The 3,315-nt window shown below is 48.4% G+C and carries 3 protein-coding genes and 2 pseudogenes; 3 read left to right on the top strand and 2 right to left on the bottom strand.

All coding sequences use genetic code 11. The features are described 5' to 3' along the window. Positions 1–331, bottom strand: a 331-nt coding sequence (gene dsbB, locus BG74_RS16525; RefSeq protein WP_244267259.1) for a disulfide bond formation protein DsbB, incomplete at its 3' end; no start/stop codon positions are given. A gap of 358 nt (positions 332–689) precedes the next feature. Here dsbB and BG74_RS20455 point away from each other — a divergent pair. Beyond that, positions 690–1,192: pseudogene (locus tag BG74_RS20455) on the top strand (fatty acid metabolism transcriptional regulator FadR); the annotation flags it as partial. 72 nt (positions 1,193–1,264) lie between these two features. Here the strand turns inward: BG74_RS20455 and BG74_RS12855 are convergent. Continuing rightward, positions 1,265–2,627 (bottom strand): annotated as a pseudogene (locus BG74_RS12855) (SpoVR family protein); the annotation flags it as partial. 194 nt (positions 2,628–2,821) lie between these two features. On the opposite strand from BG74_RS12855, the gene BG74_RS20450 reads away from it, so the two are divergent. Together BG74_RS20450 and BG74_RS03835 are read left to right on the top strand one after the other, a co-directional pair. Continuing rightward, entirely contained in the window at positions 2,822–2,953 is a 132-nt protein-coding gene (locus tag BG74_RS20450; protein WP_439895658.1) for a hypothetical protein, read from the top strand. 45 nt (positions 2,954–2,998) lie between these two features. After that, positions 2,999–3,315 (top strand): alanine racemase (locus tag BG74_RS03835; protein ID WP_187202582.1); only part of this gene is annotated, 317 nt, incomplete at its 3' end.

The following is a 3,315-nucleotide window of genomic DNA, read 5'->3' as shown; positions in this document are numbered from 1 at the left end:
GAAAATTCACGAAAAAATCACAGGTAACGAAGGGGGAGGGATGAAGTTGAATATAGGTATGTTTCATTGCCAGCCGCAGGCCTTTCCAGGCGCTATAGAGCCAAATCGCCAGACCGGCGAAACGCAGCGGCGTGGCGGGCGCGACGGCGCCTACTAGACCAGCGGCAACGATGCCGTACAAGGCACAACGTTGATAGATACACAGGACGCAGGGATTAAGCAGCAGTACATGCTGGAAATAGAGCGCGACCAGTTCTAGTGCGAAGGAGGTCAGCGCTAATAGTAACCAGGCTGCACGGTTTTTGGAGTAGAGGTTTAACGATTGCATCATAGAGGATTATCCAGAGCAGTTGTAAGTGGGGTAAAACGAGCATTCTAAATCAAAAAACAACAGACATCAGCGACTTTTCTATCCGATAAGCATCCCAGAGACTGCGCCGTTTTACTGTTATTGAAGTTACCCACGTGCCAATCGCGAAAAAAGCGTTTCTTTTGGTTGTCAATATCATAAACGAGAGACTGGTTATAGTCTGCCGGCGGCGGGCAAGGTAAACTTTCTCGCCTGTTCATGATGGAGTCACTTCGCTCGCTAAGGGAGGATGATAGGCATGTAAATTGTTAGGGTTGCTATGGAATAAACGAGTATGATCATCAAGGTGCAAAGCCCTGCCGGTTTCTAGGAATAGTTTTTGATTGAAAGCATCTGGAACAATCGCTTTCCTCCTGGATCCATCCCTGCCAGCGGAGCGGGGCTTTCCGAATCTGATCGGTGTCACCCGCAGACGGTGTGCCACAGCTCATCGATAATTTGCTCTTGGTGCGCATAACATAGCCACAATATTTATTGTGTCGCTGTATAAAGCACAGGTGGTACTCTCACAAGCTGCGATAGTGGACGATAAGGCGGAAGCGGATAAAGCTGATGCTTTTTACTACATTCTCCACGGCCTAGCTAGCGTTTGCCTCAAGCAATTCCATCTCTATGGCTTCGTTTTTAACGGACCGGAGGGGCTTTTTTTTGCGGGCGAGGCGCTATTATTTTACTAATCCACAGATCCGAGAGCTGGCGCGCAATTTCTATAGCTAACAGCAGGCGACGCTATACCGAATAGAGCTGGTACGACGCCGCTATGGTAAAGATATCTTGGTATCTATCTGGGGCGCTATGCAATTCGCGATGCCCAAAGATATCGTAGGGATTTATCCTCGGGCGAAGGCGGCACCCACCACCTCGCTAAGCCATACGATGGCCGTTCGGAGAGCATCAGAGCAGCGGCTGGTGCGGCGGACAGCTCTCGATAAGCTCGACATTGCCCTCGTCGCTAACCTGCTCATAGACATCAAAGCTCCATAACCAATAATATGCTTCTCACTTCTCGGCGGCTTTCGCCAACGGCGCGCGGTTTTGCAGGGTATACAGCGTTAGCGACCTATCGCCACGTAGATTCACATTCCAGATCTGAATACCCAGCTCCAGATTGCTCGAATTATATTGGGAAGAGAGCTCCCTGGCGTATCACCTGGTACTCTTCTTCGTTATGGATGGCCGCTATTTCAAAATAGTTGTTATAATCTTCGTCGAGTACCGCAAAGAGGAGAAAATATCCCATCGTCTTCGGTGATGAGAACTGACTGATAAAGCTTTCTTCTTTGAAGTTATACATTGCGAAATTCACGGTTTCCAGTCTCCAGTCAATCGCTTGCCGGCGATACAGAGAATTAGCAGTGTGATCTTCCCCGCCGTCGGCGATTGGCAGATGCGCTTAATCCTGAAACATGGCAAAACCTAGCGCATAGAGGTTGATGCCGTTTTAATACGGGCTTGTTATACAGCGGATGATAAACCACATTGGTATGGCTTTACAGGAATTCCAGCATAAACCTATCGCTTGATTTTTACCTTCATCATACAAGTGATTGATAATAGGTATAGTGCTAGAAAGTGGCCCAGCTTTCGTTCATAATCTTGGTCTGTTTTGCGGAAAAATACTGGCTAATCTTGCGGACGATACGCAATATTTCCTGTTGCTATGGCTCGAGCAGAGGCGTGTTTTTCTCCATGAAATATAGCAGGTTTTCTCCTGCGTCTCCTGAGGATAGCGTAAGCGCTATTCCGTCACTTCCTCTTTTTTACGCGGTAGTATATGCCCACAGTTCGTTGACCCGATTTTGCAAATATTCTTCCCAGTGTTCTTCTAGCGGGATTTTTCTTCCTGCAGCGAGATCTTTTGCGGGCGTTTATAACGGTCAACACCGTGATTTATCAGCGCATGGCAGCAATCCAATAATTACTCTACCTATTCAACGCCATAGCGCTCTTCGCATTTAGTAAAATAATTACGGGCGAAAATCAGGTAGTCAACGATTGAAAATTAGGTAGTCAACGATTGAGTTGGCGTCGGGTACAACTGTAGAAAAGGTAATTTTTTTTGAAAAACGACTTGTGCCCGTAACAGGTACAAGCTATGACCAGCGCCTTCATGGTTATGGTATTCTCTTCCATGAGGTAGGCAATACAAAGATTAGCCAGCCCCTACTGACCGTGCTTATAGCGTTGCTCAGTTTCGATAAACTTCTTGCTAAATGACAAATTGGCGTAATTAAATAGGCATCCCAACGATGGAATAGACGGACGTCCATCGCCGAAACGCCAGTTTACCCTAGAGACCGTGGTGCGTGATTTATTTCCCATTAGCAATGTCATATTGAGCAAGCGACGTTATAGGCCGGCCTGAGGACGCCGGATAGGCACACTCCTGGCGGGTGCCACGGCGCATAACAACCTGTATCTGATACCATTCACGGTATGCTAGGCTGGACAATGGGTTGTAGCTCAGGGCAACTGCTAGCGGATATTATCAGCGCACGGGTGCTGAATATTCGTTATGACGACCTGTACGTTGCGCTTTATGCGCTTGAATTTAGTGCCATCGCCGTTGCGCAACGGATCTGAGGCTGCATCGCGCTGGCCATTTCTTTAAAGATAAGGAGCTTATTCATGCCACGTCCGATTGTCGCTACGGTGGATTTAGCTGCGCTAGCGTCAAATTTAACCATTGTTCGCCGTCATGCGCCGAAAACCTGCGTGTGGTCGGTGGTCAAAGCCAATGGCTATGGCCATGGCCTGAACGCCGTTTGGAAGGGGTTGCAGCAGACAGACGGTTTTGCGCTGCTGGATCTTAATGAGGCGGTCGTGCTGCGGGAGAAGGGCTGGCGCGGCCCCATTTTACTGCTGGAAGGTTTTTTTCAGCAGGCCGATTTAGAGGAAATCGATTGTTATCGATTGACCACCGCCGTACACAGCGACTGGCAGAT

The sequence above is a fragment of the Sodalis-like endosymbiont of Proechinophthirus fluctus genome (assembly GCF_001602625.1).
Taxonomy (GTDB): domain Bacteria; phylum Pseudomonadota; class Gammaproteobacteria; order Enterobacterales; family Enterobacteriaceae.
This window is presented reverse-complemented; position numbering and strand designations above follow the sequence as displayed.

Excerpts from the sequence above, each read along its gene's own strand:
- BG74_RS20450 (WP_439895658.1), top strand. The coding sequence starts at position 2,822 with ATGGGTTGTAGCTCAGGGCAACTGCTAGCGGATATTATCAGCGCACGG.